We start from the raw sequence: 15,211 nt of genomic DNA, 5'->3' as shown, positions 1-15,211 counted from the left end.
GAAGGAAAATCTACTTAAAACACAGTCGCTTCTTCCAGCGTAAACTTGACATTATCTTCAATCCACTTACGGCGTGGTTCAACCTTATCACCCATGAGGACGTTTACGCGACGTTCTGCGCGTGCTAAGTCTTCGATGGTAACACGGATAAGGGTACGGGTTTCAGGATTCATAGTCGTCTCCCAGAGCTGATCGGCATTCATTTCACCAAGTCCCTTGTAGCGTTGAAGGGTGGCTCCTTTGCCAAACTGCTTGCGGAGTTCTTCCAGTTCTCCGTCTGTCCAAGCATAAGCCACTTCTTCTTTCTTGCCTTTACCTTTGGACATCTTGTAAAGAGGAGGAAGGGCAATATAGACATGGCCTGCCTCAACTAACGGACGCATGTAACGGTAGAAAAATGTCAAGAGCAAGGTCTGGATATGGGCACCATCGGTGTCCGCATCGGTCATGATAATGATCTTGTCATAGTTAGCATCTTCAAGAGAGAAGTCTGCCCCCACACCAGCACCGATGGTATAAATCATGGTGTTGATTTCTTCGTTTTTGAGGATATCTGCCATCTTGGCCTTGGCTGTATTGATGACCTTACCACGAAGAGGCAAAATAGCCTGAAACTTGCGGTCACGACCTTGTTTTGCAGAGCCACCGGCAGAATCACCCTCGACTAGGTAGAGTTCATTCTTAGCTGGGTTTTTAGACTGGGCTGGCGTTAATTTACCAGAAAGCAATCCCTTGTCTTTTTTGTTTTTCTTGCCATTCCGGCTCTCATCACGCGCTTTTCGTGCTGCTTCACGGGCATCACGCGCCTTGATAGCTTTACGAATCAGATTAGAAGCCAACTCTCCATTTTCCATAAGGAAGAAGGTCAGTTTTTCAGCAACAATACTATCAACGATTGGACGAGCTAGTGGACTTCCAAGTTTGTCCTTAGTCTGTCCCTCAAATTGCAGATGTTCTTCCGGAACCAAGATAGAAAGAACGGCCGCCAATCCTTCACGGTAATCTGAACCTTCAAGATTTTTATCTTTTTCCTTGAGAAGCCCCGTCTTACGTGCATAGTCATTCATAACCTTGGTGATGGCTGACTTAAGTCCTGTCTCATGCGTCCCACCGTCTTTGGTACGGACGTTATTGACAAAGGACAAGATATTATCTGAAAATCCATCATTATACTGGAGGGCTACTTCTACTTGGAAACCATTGTCTTCCCCTTCAAAGTAAAGGACTGGCGTCAAGGTTTCCTTGTCTTCGTTGAGGTAGGAAACAAAGTCTTGTACCCCGTTCTCATAATGGAACTCGATTGCTTCATCTGTTCGCTTGTCCGTTAATGACAAGGTTACATTCTTCAAGAGAAATGCTGACTCATTAAGACGCTCTGAAATGGTATTGTACTTGAAGTCTGTCGTAGAAAAGATACTGGCATCTGGCATGAAGGTCACTTTGGTACCTGTTTTTGACTTAGGTGCCGTTCCAACCTTTTCAAGAGTTGTTACTGGCTTGCCTCCATTTTCAAAACGTTGTCTATAAACTGCTCCATCACGAGTAATTTCTACCTCTAACCAACTAGAGAGGGCATTGACGACAGAAGATCCAACTCCGTGGAGACCTCCTGATGTCTTATAACCACCCTGACCGAATTTTCCTCCGGCGTGAAGGATGGTAAAGATAACCTCAACCGTTGGAATTCCCATAGCGTGCATTCCAGTCGGCATTCCACGTCCGTGGTCTTGAACCGTTAAACTTCCGTCTTTATTAATGGTCACATCGATACAGTCACCAAATCCAGACAAGGCCTCATCGACCGCATTATCGACGATTTCCCAGACTAGGTGATGGAGACCTGCACCATCGGTCGATCCGATATACATCCCTGGACGTTTTCGGACCGCATCCAACCCTTCTAGCACTTGAATGGCATCATCATTATAATTGTTAATATTGATTTCCTTTTTTGACACAAGGAACCTCCTATTTATTCATCTTTTCTATTTTACAGGTTTTCGAAGGATTTTGCAAAATTTTCTAGTTAAAAAGCCTATTCACAAGTCCTTTTTAGCAAAAAATCGTCCATCTTCACCAAAAAAAGAAACCAAGATATACATCTTAGTTTTCTTTTCCTTTAATTTGGCTTGTAGCCACGTCTTCACCAAACCATTTCTGGCTGATTTCTTGGAATTTCCCTTCTTGATAGAGTTCCTTAAAAGCTTTATTTAAATTTTCTAGTAAGGTCTTATCAGCCGGTCTCACTCCAACTGCAAAGGATTCACTCTCAAAACCAGCTGGGAAAATCTCATACTGGTCTAATATCCCTTCAGTTTTAAGATAATAGTTGGCATACACACGGTCAATTAAAAGGGCATCAATCCGATCATTTTGCAGGTCAATCAAGGCTTCATTAAAACTTTGATACTGGTTAGCCTTTCGATCTTTTACGATATTTTTCAAGAGTTCAGGCTGAGCTTCAAAGTCTAGATAGCCAGAAGAACCTGCCTGAGCACCCAAAATCTTACCTGTCATATCAGACACTGTTTGGATATTTTGTGATTTCTTAGAGACAAGAACCTGCTGATTTTCCATGTAAGGGATGCTAAAAGCAACCTTCTCACGGCGTTCATCTGTTGCGGAATATCCATTCCAGATAGCATCAATGGTGCCGTTTTGAAGTTCTGTTTCCTTCATATCCCAATCAATGGGTTGAAACTGTACCTTGAAACCAAGTTTCTCAGAAACAGCCTGTGCTAAATCAATGTCAAATCCAGCATATTGCCCATTCTTTTCTTCAAAGCCCATGGGAACAAAGGTATTGTCAAACCCGATGGTAATTGTACCCTGTTCTTGGTATTTGTCCCAATTATCGATTTTGGGATCACTAGCTTTTTGTGTGCATCCTACCAGGAAAAAAGCCATAAAGAATACCAAAACAAGGCTGATTTTCTTTCGATTCATAGATACCTCCTACTTAGGCTCTACTTTGAGAATCTGGTCAGCAATATTCTCTGCAAACTGGAGATCGTGAGTCACGACAATCTGAGTCATGCCTAATTCTCGATTTTGTAGAATCAGTTTTTCAACCTCGAGACGCAACTCAGGGTCAAGGGCTGAAGTTGGTTCGTCATACCCAATCACTTCAGGATCTATCATCATAGCGCGTGCTAAGGCAACCCGTTGCTTTTGACCACCCGATAATGAGTATGGATAGGCATCTGCATGAGCTTCGAGACCCAGACGAGTGAGTAAGTCGACCGCCTTCTTCTTAGCATCTGCTTCAGACATCCCCATAGTCTTGATAGGTGATAAAATCAAGTTCTCCATAACGGATAAGTGAGGAAAAAGCTGAAAATCTTGAAATACAAAACCTAACAAGTGGAGTTTTTCAAGTTCATCTAAAGGTAAGGATTCTCCATTATAAAAAATTTCACCTGAATCAATGGTTTCAAGTCCAGCCAACATTCTAAGCAAGGTTGTCTTCCCACCACCAGAAGGTCCAACGATGGCCAAAATTTGCTTTTCAGGAATTGTTAAATTGAAATTGGATAGAATTTCTTTTTTTCCAAATTTTTTGCTGATATTTTTTAACTCTAACATGGATAACCTCCTATCTATAGTAGCTAAACTTTTTCTCAAGTTTCTTAGCTATAATCGTAACAATACCAATCATGAGAAGATAGATAGCTCCTGCTAAAAACATTGGAATCAAGCTCGCATCACGATTGGCAGCAGTACGACTAGCTAGGATTAAATCTGAAATACCGAGTGCATAGACCAAAGAAGTATCTTTAACCAAACTCATAACCTCGTTAAATACACTTGGTAAAACAATCTTGGTTACTTGTGGCAACATAATATAGCGGACGGTATCGATAGGTTTGAATTTCAAAACCTTAGCTGCTTCATATTGTCCTTGAGGAATGGTTGCAATCCCTCCACGGAATATTTCTGCAAAATAAGCTGCATAATTAAGCGTGAAGGCAATAATCGCAGCTGGTACTCGATCTAGTCGAATTCCGATACTTGGGAGGACATAATAAATAAATATCAACTGCAAGAGTAACGGTGTCCCACGCATCACCCAGATATAAACATCAATCATGTAATGGAGGAGTTTCCAATGCACCTGTAGGCAAAAGGCAACCAAAACACCTAAAGGAATTGAAAAGAGTAAGACCAGTGCAAATACTTGTAAAGTCATTGTCGCACCGCTCAATAAACTAGGTAATATCTCAAATAAGTAAGACATACTCCACCTCCTAAAAATAATTGTTCCTATTATAGCATAAATAAACACAAAAACAAGTCTTTCAGAAACTTTCATGAATTTTTAAAACTTTAGCCTTTATTTTTGAATAAAAATGGTACTCATGATAAACTTATCAACTTTGATAAAGTATCAGATGTCACAGCTAGTAAACAGATTCAGTTTCGTTTCTCTCCTAATTCATGGTATAATAGAAACATGATGACAATAGTATTATTAATTTTAGCTTATTTATTGGGTTCAATTCCTTCAGGTTTGTGGATTGGACAAATATTCTTTAACATCAATCTAAGAGAACATGGATCTGGTAATACTGGAACGACCAATACCTTCCGAATCTTAGGTAAAAAAGCTGGAATGGCAACCTTTGTAATTGATTTCTTTAAAGGTACTTTGGCCACTTTACTTCCACTAATCTTCCATGTGCAAGGTATTTCACCAATCGTCTTTGGACTTTTAGCAGTCATTGGCCACACCTTCCCTGTCTTTGCCAAATTTAAGGGTGGTAAGGCTGTTGCAACCAGTGCTGGAGTTATTTTTGGTTTTTCTCCTCTCTTTTGTCTTTACCTTGCAGTTATTTTCTTTGGAATCCTTTATCTAGGAAGTATGATTTCCCTCTCTAGTATTTCAGCTGCTATTGCTGCAATTATTGGCGTCCTTCTGTTTCCTCTCTTTGGATTTATTTTAACTAGTTATGACCTACTTTTCACTGTGATTATTATCGGTCTTGCTAGTCTGGTGATTGTTCGACACAAGGACAATATCAAACGTATCCAAAGTAAAACAGAAAATCTCATTCCTTGGGGACTTAACCTAACGCACCAAGAACCAAAAAAATAAAACGTCAGTTTCAACTGACGTTTTTTTATGTTATTTAGACTTGATATAGTTGATACCATCTGCCTTCGGCGCAACAGCTTTACCAAAGAAGGCTGCTAGGACGATAATGGTCAAGAGATATGGTGCGATTTGCAAGTAAACGGCTGGTACTCCTTGCAAGAATGGAAGCTGAGAACCAATAACTGCCAAACTTTGTGATAGCCCAAAGAAAAGACTTGAAAGCATAGCACCAACAGGATTCCATTTACCAAAGATCATGGCTGCAAGAGCGATAAATCCAGGTCCTACGATAGTTGTAACTGAGAAGTTGACGGAGATTGACTGAGCGTAAATAGCTCCTCCGATTCCTCCAAGGAAGCCTGAAATCACAACTCCAAGATATCTCATCTTGTAGACATTGATACCCAAAGTATCTGCTGCTTGTGGGTGTTCACCAACTGAACGAAGGCGAAGTCCAAAGCGAGTCTTAAAGAGGATAAACCAAGCTAGGAATGAGAAAGCAATTGCTAGGTAACCTAGTAGACTAGTTGACTTGAAGAAGATATCTCCGATAACAGGGATATTAGCTAATACCGGAAAGTCAAAACGACCAAAAGTTTGTGTTAAGTTATCCGTTTGTCCCTTATTATAAAGCACCTTCACCAAGAAAACTGCCAAGGCTGGCGCCATCAAGTTAAGCACAGTACCACTGACAACATGGTCTGCACGGAAATGAACTGTAGCTACTGCGTGAACGAGCGAGAAGATAGCTCCGACTAATCCACCAACTAGAAGAGCTAACCAAGGAGTTAATGCTCCCAAATCTTGAGCAAATTCAAGGTTAAAAACAACTCCAGAAAAGGCACCCATGACCATGATTCCTTCAAGACCAACGTTAACAACTCCACCACGTTCTGAGAAAACTCCTCCGATACTTGTGAAAATAAGTGGTGCTGCATAAATCAACATCGAAGAAACCATAAGGGTTAACATTGTTGTAATCGACATCCTTATTTACCTCCTTTAAGTTGTTTTCTTGGTTTGACAAAGCGTTCGATGATGTAGTGAACGCTGACAAAGAAGATAATTGAGGCTGTAACGATACTTACAAGCTCAGATGGTACTTGTGCAGCATTCATACCAGGGGCTCCAACTTGAAGAACACTGAAAAGGAAGGCTGCAAATAGAATTCCAACTGGTGAGTTTGAAGCAAGTAGGCTTACTGCCATACCGTTAAATCCGATTGCTAATGATGAACCTTGAACATAAACGTTTTGGAAGGTACCAAGTCCTTCTACTGCGCCACCAAGTCCTGCAAGGGCACCAGAAATAATCATTGATAGAATAATGGTGCGTTTCGCTGAAATACCTGCGTATTCAGAAGCATTTGGATTGAGACCAACTGCACGGATTTCAAATCCAAGAGTTGTTTTCTTGAGCAAGAACCAGATAACCGCTACTGCTATGATAGCAAAGAAAATCCCAATGTTCATACGAGAGTTTCCAGTTAACTCAGCAAGCCATGGTGTCTGATAAGTTGCATTTGCACTTACTCGAATGGATGAGTCAGTACTTTGCATGATTTCTTTAGGGAAGTGATGAATAAAGGCATTGCCCACATAAAGAACAATGTAGTTCATCATGATGGTTACAATAACTTCAGATGTCCCAAGGTAGGCTCTTAAGATACCAGGAATAGCACCAACGATCCCTCCTGCAACTAAGGCAATTATAATCGTCGCAAGAATCATCAATGGTCGTGGCAAATCTGGGAAAGACAGAGCGAACCAGCCACTCATAACCCAACCTGCGAGAGCTTGTCCTGGAAGACCAACGTTAAAGAAACCAGCACGACTTGCAACTGCAAATCCGAGAGCAATCAGAATTAAAGGTCCCATAGCACGGAAGATTTCACCGATTCCACGAACACTACCAAATGCTGTGTAGAACAGTTCTTCATAGCCCCAGATAGCATCGTAGCCGAAAATCCACATGACGATGGCTCCGAGTAGAATTCCTAAAATAACAGAAATCAAAGGAACCGAAATTTGTTGTAATTTTTTAGACATCACTCTTCTCCTTTTCCAATTCACCACCAGCCATCAAGACACCAAGCTCTTGCTTGTTGGTTGTTTCTGGCGTTACAATCCCTTGAATCTTACCATCATGGATAACAGCAATTCTATCAGAGACATTTAGAATCTCATCTAGTTCAAAGCTGACTACAAGGACAGCTTTCCCATTATCACGTTCTTGAATCAAGCGTTTGTGAATGTACTCAATAGCACCGACGTCCAAACCACGAGTAGGTTGACTGACGATTAGGAGATCAGGATTTCGATCGACTTCTCGAGCGATAATTGCTTTTTGTTGATTTCCTCCAGAAAGAGCTGATGCTGGAACAATCTCACTAGCAGCACGCACATCGAATTCTTGCATTAACTGTTTAGCGTACCCGATGATATTGGTGTAGTTTAAGATTCCCTTCTTGCTAAGAGGTTCCTTATAGTAGGTTTGAAGAGCGATATTTTCAGAAATCATCATTTCTAAAACTAAACCATCACGGTGGCGATCTTCTGGAACGTGGCCTACACTCATTTCTGTAATTTGACGAGGGTGTAAACCTACGATAGACTGGCCTTTCAACTCCACGCTACCAGACTCAATCTTACGAAGACCAGTGATAGCTTGGATTAATTCAGATTGACCATTTCCATCAATACCGGCAATTCCGACAATCTCACCAGCTCGAACATCGAGTGAGAGATTTTTAACAGCAGGAACACCACGGTTTTCGTTTACTACTAGGTCATTAATAGACAGAATAACTTCTTTAGGTTGAGCTTCCTGTTTCTCAGTTTTAAAGGAAACAGAACGTCCTACCATCATCTCAGCTAAGTCAGCATTAGTCGCACCAGCAATCTCAACTGTTTCAATAGATTTACCACGACGGATAACTGTAACACGATCTGATACAGCACGAATCTCATCCAACTTATGGGTAATCAAGATAATTGATTTACCTTCTTTAACCAAGTTCTTCATGATAGCCATCAACTCATCAATTTCTGATGGCGTCAAAACAGCAGTAGGTTCGTCAAAGATAAGAATATCAGCTCCACGATAAAGTGTCTTTAGGATTTCAACACGTTGTTGAGCGCCGACAGAGATGTCTGCAACTTTGGCAGAAGGATCCACAGCAAGACCATAACGTTCAGACAACTCATTGATTTCTCGAGTTGCACGAGCAATATCTAGCACACCATTTTTGGTCAATTCACTCCCCAAAATGATATTTTCAGCAACAGTGAAAGCTTCTACCAACATAAAGTGTTGGTGGACCATCCCAATTCCTAAGCTAGCCGCTTTTGATGGCGAATCTAGCTTTACAACTTGACCGTTGACCACAATTTCACCACTAGTTGGTTCTAGAAGCCCCGCTAGCATGTTCATAAGAGTGGACTTACCAGCTCCATTTTCTCCTAAAAGTGCATGAATTTCACCTTTACGAAGTTCAAGGTTAATCTTGTCGTTAGCGACAAATTCACCAAAAACTTTGGTAATTTCACGCATCTCAATGACATTTTCGTGTGCCATGTGCTCTTCCTTTCAGAATTATATTTTGTTTCAATAAAACCTGCTAAAGAAATTTAGCAAGCTCTATTGAGACAAAACCATTTGTCTCAATCCTTAAAGAAGCGGCCACTGGCCGCTTCCTAAGAAATGACTTCCTTCAATTATTTTTCAGGAACTTTGATGCTACCATCAAGGATTTTAGCTTTTGCATCTTCAACAGCTTTTTTACCTTCTTCAGAAAGGTTTGTCACTGCCAAGTCAACACCTTTATCCTTCAATGAGTAAACGATAACTTGACCACCAGGGAATTCACCTTTTTCAGCCTTGTTTGAGATGTCTTTAACTGTTGTTCCAACTTGTTTCAATGTAGAAGCAAGCACGAAGTTAGCTTCTTTACCGTCTTTAGAAGTGTATTTACCTTCATCAACTTGGTCACGGTCTACACCGATAACCCAAACTTTTTCGTTTTCATTTTTACTTTCGTTCAATGATTTAGCTTCAGAGAAGACACCTGCTCCAGTACCACCAGCTGCTTGGTAGATAACGTCTGCACCTGCAGCGTATTGAGCTGCAGCGATTGTTTTACCTTTAGCCGCATCACCAAATGATCCAGCATAGTCTACTTGAACCTTGATAGATGGGTCAACTGACTCAACACCAGCTTTAAAACCAGCTGCGAAACGAGAAATAACTTCAGATTCCATACCACCTACAAAACCAACTTGTTTAGTTTTTGTAGTTTTAGCAGCTGCAACACCTGCAAGGTAAGCTGCTTCGTTATCTGCGAAAGTAACGCTAGCAACGTTCTTTTGATCTTTAATCACATCGTCAATCAAAACATAGTTTTTATCTGAATGTTCTTTTGCTGCTTCTTCAACAGCGTTGTGAAGAGCAAAACCAACACCGAAAATCAAGTTGTAGCTTCCAGCTGCTTGGTTCAAGTTGTTAGCGTAGTCAGCTTCACTTGTTGATTGGAAGTAAGTGTAACCATTGTCTTTTGAAAGGTTGTGTTCTTTACCCCAAGCTTGAAGACCTTCCCAAGCTGATTGGTTAAATGATTTATCATCAACACCACCAGTATCTGTAACGATAGCTGCTTTAGTCTTCACATCAGAAGAAGATGAAGCTGCGTTACGAGAAGAGCGATTGCCACATGCAGCAAGTCCAAATGCTGCTACTGCAACTAGACCAAGGCCTAGCCATTGTTTCTTGTTCATTACTGAACCTCCTAAATAAGATGCGCAACTAAGTTGCAAGTATGAATTGATTGGTCACGAGGACCCTTGCCACTCAGAGAGTGACACAGACTATTGCAAGTCTGTAAAAGAATATGGAAGTAATTCCCCGACCGTCATCTCGACCGTCGTTTTATCTTTGGCGACTAGAGTCACCTTTAGATCTGGTTTAAAAAATTCGACCATAACTTGCCGACAAGCACCGCAAGGCGAAATTGGTTTTTCAGTTTGACCATAGACAATCAATTCTGAAAAGTCTCGTTGTCCTTCAGAGACCGCCTTAAAGATTGCAGTTCTTTCGCCACAGTTGGTCAAGGGGTAGCTAGCATTTTCAATGTTAACCCCTGTATAGATACTTCCGTCCTTGGCTACCAAAACAGCGCCAATCGGAAAATGTGAGTAGGGAACGTAAGCTTTCTTACTAGTTTCAATTGCTAATTCAATCAACTCAGTAGTCGCCATCAGCTAATTCTCCTTTTAAGATTGCAACACCAGAAGATGTTCCAATACGAGTAGCTCCTGCTTCAACAAAGGCAACTGCATCTGCATAAGAACGAGCTCCACCAGCTGCTTTGACCCCCACATCAGGTCCAACTGTCTGACGCATTAATTGAACATCTGGCAAAGTTGCTCCACCTGTTGAGAAACCTGTAGAAGTCTTGACAAAGTCTGCACCAGCTTTTTGAGCAAGTTGGCAAGCCAGAACTTTTTCTTCATCCGTTAACAAACAAGCCTCGATAATAACCTTAACCAATTTGTCTCCACTTGCTTCAACAACTGCTCGAATATCTGATTCGACCAAGTCAGCATTCCCGGACTTAAGCGCTCCAACGTTGATAACCATATCAATTTCGTCAGCACCGTTTTGGATGGCTTCTTTGGTTTCATAGGCTTTGACAGCTGAAGTTGTAGCTCCAAGAGGAAAACCTACAACTGTACAAACCTTGACATAAGTATCTGTTAGACCAGCTTTTGCATGAGAAACCCAGCAAGGATTCACACAAACACTGGCAAAATCGTACTCTCTTGCTTCAGATAGCAAACGATCGATTTGTTGTTCGGTCGCATCTTGCTTTAAAAGCGTATGATCAATGTATTTATTTAATTTCATTTCGGATTTTCCTTAAATTAGGAGATGATTTCGATGATTTCACGCGTTTTAAGCGTTTCATCACTTATTTTAATTTTAACATATTTTTGGAAATCTGTAACTAGTTCCGGAGAAATTTTGCCATTTGCATATACTTTTGCGACAATTTCACCTTTTTTGACTGATTCTCCAACTTTCTTCTCAAAAACAATTCCTGTCTCATAATCAAGAGCATCTGTTTTGACTGCACGACCAGCACCTAATCTCATAGCGAAAAGACCTAACTCCATGGCTGGCAGTGCCTCAATAACACCATCTTCCTGAGCAGGAATTTCTACCACATGATCAGCAGTTACAGGTCGATAAAGATCTTCTAAATCTCCACCTTGAGCGGCAACCATCTCTTCGAACTTCTTAAGCGCCTGACCATTTTCAAGATGTTGCCTTACTTCCTCGACTGTTTTTTCAACATTTGCCAGAGAAAGCATAATCTGGGCTAACTCACAGATAAAGTGGCTAATATCTTGACGGCCTTTACCTTGAAGAATTTCCAGAGCTTCTAGAATTTCCAAGCGATTCCCAATGGCACGTCCCAAAGGTTGACTCATATCCGTAATGACTGCTACTGTCTTGCGACCAACAGCTTTCCCGAGATTCACCATGGTTTGAGCTAGTTCACGCGCTTCGTCGACTGTCTTCATAAAGGCACCTTCACCGACAGTAACATCAAGCAAAATAGCATCCGCTCCAGCTGCAATCTTTTTACTCATGACAGAACTAGCAATCAGTGGAATAGTATCAACTGTTGCTGTCACATCACGTAGTGCATAGAGCAACTTATCCGCTTTGACTAGTTGGTCAGATTGACCAATAACTGAAACCCCGATATCCTGAACCTGTTTGATAAAGTCATCCTGACTGCGTTCGACTTGAAAACCTTTGATAGATTCTAATTTATCGATAGTACCTCCGGTGTGCCCCAGACCTCTACCACTCATCTTGGCAACTGGTACGTCAAAACTAGCGACTAATGGAGCTAAAATCAAGGTAACCTTATCTCCTACTCCCCCGGTAGAGTGTTTATCGACCTTTATACCTTCAATAGCGGATAAATCAAATTCCTGACCTGTCTTGACCATGTTCATAGTCAAATCAGAAATCTCACGTGTGGTCATGCCTTTAAAATAAACAGCCATAGCAAAAGCAGACATTTGATAATCTGGAACAGTTCCAGCTACATAGCCTTCTACCAGCCATTTGATTTCACTTGAGGTCAGTTCTTGACCGTCTCTTTTTTTCTGGATTAGATCTACTGCTCTCATTCTTTCACACTTCTAAGGATATAATATCCCTTGTCTTTCTTCACGACCTCACAATTACCAAAGACTTCTTCCATCTTGTTTTTAGCACTAGGAGCTCCCTGTTTCTTTTGGATGACAATGGTCAAATCTCCACCATCCTTAAGATAATCAATACTGTTCTCGATGATTTCATGAACGACCTGCTTGCCTGCACGAATGGGCGGATTCGAAATAACATGATCGAATTGACCTTCTACCTGCTCATAAATATTGGACTGGAAGATAGTCGCTTGAACATTGTTTTTTACTGCATTTTGCTGGGCTAAATCCAGGGCACGATTATTGATATCCACCATGGTCGCTTGGGCACCATAAGCTTTAACCAAAGACAAGCCGATGGGACCATAGCCACAACCAACATCAAGGATTTTTTCATCTTTTTCGACATCTAGACATCTTAACAATAACTGACTTCCGAAATCAATCATTTTTTTACTAAAGACACCAGCATCTGTCAAAAAGGTCATCTTTTGCCCAAGTAGGTCAACTCTAAGTTCATGAACATCATGGGCTGCATCTGGATTTTCTGCATAATACATTTTACTCATAGTTTCATTTTACCACATAAATAAGTTAATTGTAAATCGTTTACATGACAACAAAGGCTTTTCTTTGCCATCGATTTATTGAAAAATAATATAAGTTGAATTTCCTTTTAAGGACCGAGCAAGTAAGAACCCAATGCCATAGTGATAGCAAAGGAAAAAATACAGGCTAGACCAAACAAGAAAAGCCACCATTTTCTTGTTAAAATGGCGAGAATCAAGTAGATAAAACCAATAATTGGTAGCAAGAACAACAAGACAAAGGCAGACCAGCTAAAGGTTTGACTTCCTAAACTAACGGTAAACTCAATCAAAGTCGGAGATAACCACAGAATCACTGCTAGTAAGCTAGTCAGTTTTAGAATTTTATCACTCACCACTAGTCTCATAACACCACCTCTTTTGATGTTTATTCTACTTCTATTCTAACAAAGAGAGCGCTTTTTCTCAAATGATTCAGATGTCTTTCTTTGTAAATTATGGTATACTGAGGTATCAAACGAGGAAATTTTATGACCAACGAATTTATACATTATGAAAAAATCAGTCGCGGAACTTGGCAATCTTTACATCGTAAAACTACACCTCCTTTAACCGAGGAGGAATTGGATTCGATTAAGAGTTTTAATGACCAGATTAGTCTCCAAGATGTAACTGATATTTACCTGCCGCTAGCTCATCTGATTCAAATTTACAAACGCTCCAAAGAAGACCTAGCCTTTTCAAAAGGGATTTTCCTCCAAAGGGAGAGTAAAAATCAGCCATTTATTATCGGAATTTCAGGTAGTGTCGCTGTTGGCAAATCAACTACTAGCCGACTCTTACAAATTTTGCTTTCCCGTATTTTTCCAGAAGCAAGTGTTGAATTAGTGACAACTGATGGATTTCTGTATCCCAACAGTATCTTAAATGAGCGAAATATCCTAAATCGAAAAGGTTTCCCTGAGAGTTATGATATGGAAAGCTTGCTCGATTTCCTTGATCAACTTAAAAACGGGCAGGATGTAGATATTCCCGTTTATTCTCACGAAATCTACGATATCGTACCTGATAAAACACAAAGAGTCCAAGCAGCGGATTTTGTCATCGTAGAGGGTATCAACGTCTTTCAAACACCACATAACAGCCGTCTTTATATTACAGACTTCTTCGATTTTTCAATCTATGTAGATGCTGCAGTTGAGGATATCGAGAGCTGGTATTTGGACCGTTTCTTGAAACTCCTTAGCTTTGCACAAGATGATCCAAACAACTATTACTATCGTTTCACCCAGCAACCAATTAGTGAAGTCAAAGATTTTGCCCATCAGGTTTGGACAAGTATTAATTTGACCAATCTACAAAACTACATCGAACCGACCAGAAATCGGGCTGAAGTCATTCTTCATAAATCTAAAAATCATGAAATTGATGAAATTTATTTAAAAAAGTGATTTCCCCTTGTCAAAATAATAGTTTTCAGATATAATGGTATAGTTAGTAAATATGGAGGTAAGAACATTGGCAAACATTAAATCAGCTATCAAACGCGCTGAATTGAACGTTAAACAAAACGAAAAGAACTCAGCTCAAAAATCAGCTATGCGTACTGCTATCAAAGCTTTTGAAGCAAACCCATCTGAAGAACTTTACCGTGCTGCTAGCTCAGCCATCGATAAAGCAGAAACTAAAGGTTTGATCCACAAGAATAAAGCTAACCGTGATAAAGCACGTCTTGCAGCTAAACTTGGTTAATCTTTAACTGGATACAAAATGAGCTCTTCGGAGCTTTTTTTGTACACATTTTTCTGGAGGTTATCATGAAAATTGCTATTATAGGATATTCAGGCTCAGGTAAATCTACTCTGGCAGAAAAACTTTCCAACTACTACTCCATTCCTAAACTCCATATAGACCGATTGCAATTTCAGCCTGGGTGGCAAGATAGCGATCGTGATTGGATGTTAAAGGAGATGAAGACTTTCCTTTCTAAACATGAGGATTGGGTTATCGACGGCAACTATAGCTGGTGTTGCTATGAGGAAAGAATGGTGCAAGCTGATCAGATTATCTTTTTAAACTTCTCAGCATGGAATTGTTTAGCAAGAGCCTTTAAACGCTATCTAAGATACAGAGGAAAAGTTAGAGAAAGTATGGCAGATGGTTGTCCTGAACGTTTTGACTGGGAGTTTATCCGCTGGATTCTTTGGGATGGACGTAACTCTTCTCACAAAGACCATTATCAACAGATCTGTTCAGACTATGCTGACAAGGTAACCATAATCACTAATCAAAAAGAACTAGATGGCTTTCTTCATAAAAAAGAGGTTTCTTATTAAGGAAACCTTTTT

At 40.4% G+C, this 15,211-nt stretch carries 17 protein-coding genes; 4 read left to right on the top strand and 13 right to left on the bottom strand.

What is annotated here, in order from left to right:
* Positions 1 to 14: 14 nt before the first annotated feature.
* The 4 genes from parE to HMPREF2957_RS02255 form a co-directional block, all read right to left on the bottom strand.
* Entirely contained in the window at positions 15 to 1,958 is a 1,944-nt protein-coding gene (gene parE / locus HMPREF2957_RS02270) for a DNA topoisomerase IV subunit B (protein ID WP_070677170.1), read from the bottom strand.
* 145 nt (positions 1,959 to 2,103) lie between these two features.
* Positions 2,104 to 2,946, bottom strand: a complete 843-nt coding sequence (locus HMPREF2957_RS02265; RefSeq protein WP_070677169.1) for an amino acid ABC transporter substrate-binding protein — start codon at positions 2,944 to 2,946, stop codon at positions 2,104 to 2,106.
* A 9-nt stretch (positions 2,947 to 2,955) separates the two neighbouring features.
* Entirely contained in the window at positions 2,956 to 3,585 is a 630-nt protein-coding gene (locus HMPREF2957_RS02260) for an amino acid ABC transporter ATP-binding protein (RefSeq protein WP_070677168.1), read from the bottom strand.
* A 10-nt stretch (positions 3,586 to 3,595) separates the two neighbouring features.
* On the bottom strand, positions 3,596 to 4,237 hold the full coding sequence (locus HMPREF2957_RS02255) for an amino acid ABC transporter permease (protein WP_070677167.1): 642 nt from the start codon (positions 4,235 to 4,237) through the stop codon (positions 3,596 to 3,598).
* Between the two features lie 216 nt (positions 4,238 to 4,453).
* Here HMPREF2957_RS02255 and plsY point away from each other — a divergent pair, with 216 nt between their 5' ends.
* Positions 4,454 to 5,095, top strand: coding sequence for a glycerol-3-phosphate 1-O-acyltransferase PlsY (gene plsY, locus HMPREF2957_RS02250; RefSeq protein ID WP_070677472.1), 642 nt, complete (start codon positions 4,454 to 4,456; stop codon positions 5,093 to 5,095).
* 30 nt (positions 5,096 to 5,125) lie between these two features.
* On the opposite strand, the gene HMPREF2957_RS02245 is transcribed toward plsY, so the two are convergent.
* The 9 genes from HMPREF2957_RS02245 to HMPREF2957_RS02205 form a co-directional block, all read right to left on the bottom strand.
* Positions 5,126 to 6,082, bottom strand: coding sequence for an ABC transporter permease (locus HMPREF2957_RS02245; RefSeq protein ID WP_070677166.1), 957 nt, complete (start codon positions 6,080 to 6,082; stop codon positions 5,126 to 5,128).
* Between the two features lie 2 nt (positions 6,083 to 6,084).
* On the bottom strand, positions 6,085 to 7,143 hold the full coding sequence (locus HMPREF2957_RS02240; RefSeq protein ID WP_070677165.1) for an ABC transporter permease: 1,059 nt from the start codon (positions 7,141 to 7,143) through the stop codon (positions 6,085 to 6,087).
* Positions 7,136 to 8,671 carry an ABC transporter ATP-binding protein gene (locus HMPREF2957_RS02235; protein WP_070677164.1) on the bottom strand — a complete coding sequence of 512 codons (1,536 nt, stop codon included), beginning with the start codon at positions 8,669 to 8,671 and terminating at the stop codon, positions 7,136 to 7,138. Before HMPREF2957_RS02235 ends, HMPREF2957_RS02240 begins: the two co-directional genes overlap by 8 nt.
* A gap of 140 nt (positions 8,672 to 8,811) precedes the next feature.
* Entirely contained in the window at positions 8,812 to 9,867 is a 1,056-nt protein-coding gene (locus HMPREF2957_RS02230; RefSeq protein ID WP_004253177.1) for a BMP family lipoprotein, read from the bottom strand.
* Between the two features lie 90 nt (positions 9,868 to 9,957).
* The gene (locus HMPREF2957_RS02225) at positions 9,958 to 10,347 is read right to left on the bottom strand and encodes a cytidine deaminase (protein WP_004253174.1); all 390 of its coding nucleotides are present in this window, start codon (positions 10,345 to 10,347) and stop codon (positions 9,958 to 9,960) included.
* Entirely contained in the window at positions 10,334 to 10,996 is a 663-nt protein-coding gene (gene deoC / locus HMPREF2957_RS02220) for a deoxyribose-phosphate aldolase (protein WP_070677163.1), read from the bottom strand. Before deoC ends, HMPREF2957_RS02225 begins: the two co-directional genes overlap by 14 nt.
* A 17-nt stretch (positions 10,997 to 11,013) precedes the next feature.
* Complete coding sequence (locus tag HMPREF2957_RS02215; RefSeq protein ID WP_070677162.1) at positions 11,014 to 12,297, bottom strand: pyrimidine-nucleoside phosphorylase; 1,284 nt, start codon at positions 12,295 to 12,297, stop codon at positions 11,014 to 11,016.
* Positions 12,294 to 12,884, bottom strand: a complete 591-nt coding sequence (locus HMPREF2957_RS02210; protein WP_148131967.1) for a class I SAM-dependent methyltransferase — start codon at positions 12,882 to 12,884, stop codon at positions 12,294 to 12,296. The genes HMPREF2957_RS02215 and HMPREF2957_RS02210 overlap by 4 nt, the downstream gene beginning before the upstream one ends.
* 107 nt (positions 12,885 to 12,991) lie before the next feature.
* Positions 12,992 to 13,258, bottom strand: a complete 267-nt coding sequence (locus HMPREF2957_RS02205) for a 1,4-dihydroxy-2-naphthoate prenyltransferase (RefSeq protein ID WP_261674142.1) — start codon at positions 13,256 to 13,258, stop codon at positions 12,992 to 12,994.
* Positions 13,259 to 13,393: 135 nt separating this feature from the next.
* Here HMPREF2957_RS02205 and coaA point away from each other — a divergent pair, with 135 nt between their 5' ends.
* The 3 genes from coaA (at position 13,394) to HMPREF2957_RS02190 (ending at position 15,199) form a co-directional block, all read left to right on the top strand.
* Positions 13,394 to 14,314 (top strand): type I pantothenate kinase, encoded by a 921-nt coding sequence (coaA, locus tag HMPREF2957_RS02200; RefSeq protein WP_006148720.1) that lies wholly within the window; start codon positions 13,394 to 13,396, stop codon positions 14,312 to 14,314.
* A 52-nt stretch (positions 14,315 to 14,366) separates the two neighbouring features.
* On the top strand, positions 14,367 to 14,615 hold the full coding sequence (gene rpsT, locus HMPREF2957_RS02195) for a 30S ribosomal protein S20 (RefSeq protein WP_029689886.1): 249 nt from the start codon (positions 14,367 to 14,369) through the stop codon (positions 14,613 to 14,615).
* A 65-nt stretch (positions 14,616 to 14,680) separates the two neighbouring features.
* On the top strand, positions 14,681 to 15,199 hold the full coding sequence (locus tag HMPREF2957_RS02190; RefSeq protein ID WP_070677159.1) for a DNA topology modulation protein: 519 nt from the start codon (positions 14,681 to 14,683) through the stop codon (positions 15,197 to 15,199).
* Positions 15,200 to 15,211 lie beyond the last annotated feature (12 nt).

It is taken from the genome of Streptococcus sp. HMSC062D07 (genome assembly GCF_001814215.1).
GTDB lineage: Bacteria > Bacillota > Bacilli > Lactobacillales > Streptococcaceae > Streptococcus > Streptococcus infantis_I.
The sequence above is the reverse complement of the archived record's forward strand: the minus strand, read 5'-3'. Positions and strand labels throughout refer to the sequence as shown.

Bases quoted from the DNA above. Each gene is read 5' to 3' on its own strand.
- HMPREF2957_RS02265 (WP_070677169.1), bottom strand. From the start codon at position 2,946: ATGAATCGAAAGAAAATCAGCCTTGTTTTGGTATTCTTTATGGCTTTT.
- HMPREF2957_RS02260 (WP_070677168.1), bottom strand. From the start codon at position 3,585: ATGTTAGAGTTAAAAAATATCAGCAAAAAATTTGGAAAAAAAGAAATT.
- HMPREF2957_RS02255 (WP_070677167.1), bottom strand. From the start codon at position 4,237: ATGTCTTACTTATTTGAGATATTACCTAGTTTATTGAGCGGTGCGACA.
- plsY (WP_070677472.1), top strand. From the start codon at position 4,454: ATGATGACAATAGTATTATTAATTTTAGCTTATTTATTGGGTTCAATT.
- HMPREF2957_RS02245 (WP_070677166.1), bottom strand. From the start codon at position 6,082: ATGTCGATTACAACAATGTTAACCCTTATGGTTTCTTCGATGTTGATT.
- HMPREF2957_RS02240 (WP_070677165.1), bottom strand. From the start codon at position 7,143: ATGTCTAAAAAATTACAACAAATTTCGGTTCCTTTGATTTCTGTTATT.
- HMPREF2957_RS02235 (WP_070677164.1), bottom strand. From the start codon at position 8,671: ATGGCACACGAAAATGTCATTGAGATGCGTGAAATTACCAAAGTTTTT.
- HMPREF2957_RS02230 (WP_004253177.1), bottom strand. From the start codon at position 9,867: ATGAACAAGAAACAATGGCTAGGCCTTGGTCTAGTTGCAGTAGCAGCA.
- HMPREF2957_RS02225 (WP_004253174.1), bottom strand. From the start codon at position 10,347: ATGGCGACTACTGAGTTGATTGAATTAGCAATTGAAACTAGTAAGAAA.
- deoC (WP_070677163.1), bottom strand. From the start codon at position 10,996: ATGAAATTAAATAAATACATTGATCATACGCTTTTAAAGCAAGATGCG.
- HMPREF2957_RS02215 (WP_070677162.1), bottom strand. From the start codon at position 12,297: ATGAGAGCAGTAGATCTAATCCAGAAAAAAAGAGACGGTCAAGAACTG.
- HMPREF2957_RS02210 (WP_148131967.1), bottom strand. From the start codon at position 12,884: ATGAGTAAAATGTATTATGCAGAAAATCCAGATGCAGCCCATGATGTT.
- coaA (WP_006148720.1), top strand. From the start codon at position 13,394: ATGACCAACGAATTTATACATTATGAAAAAATCAGTCGCGGAACTTGG.
- rpsT (WP_029689886.1), top strand. From the start codon at position 14,367: ATGGAGGTAAGAACATTGGCAAACATTAAATCAGCTATCAAACGCGCT.
- HMPREF2957_RS02190 (WP_070677159.1), top strand. From the start codon at position 14,681: ATGAAAATTGCTATTATAGGATATTCAGGCTCAGGTAAATCTACTCTG.